Consider the following 377-nt stretch of genomic DNA (forward strand, 5'->3'; position numbering starts at 1 on the left):
GGACGCTTACCACTTTGTGGTTCATGACTGGGGTGAAGTCGTAACAAGGTAGCGCTAGGGGAACCTGGCGCTGGATCACCTCCTTAAACGATGATTATACACGATGAGTGTCCACACAGATTGATAGTTCACAAGCGCAAGCTTGTAGCTAACATAGCTCTTTAACAATTTGGAAAGCTGACAAAACAATCTTTAAGATTGTTTGTAAAGTTCTCAATGTTTGTCTTTATGACAAACACCAAAAAACACATTCAAGTGTTCTTGGGAATATCACTTTTAAGTGATTATTCGAAATTGAGTCCGGCAAAATCGAAATGTCTCTCGCTCATTCAAATAATGAGAGACAACTTTGGTGATTTGAACATCAACTCGAAACT

Annotated in this window: 1 rRNA gene; it reads left to right on the forward strand. The window is 39.3% G+C overall.

Annotation, left to right across the window (positions count from 1 at the left end):
- Positions 1 to 86 (forward strand): 16S ribosomal RNA (locus tag IQP38_RS11825); the annotation flags it as partial.
- Positions 87 to 377: the final 291 nt, after the last annotated feature.

Source organism: Vibrio sp. OPT41 (assembly GCF_015163595.1).
Lineage (GTDB): Bacteria > Pseudomonadota > Gammaproteobacteria > Enterobacterales > Vibrionaceae > Vibrio > Vibrio alginolyticus.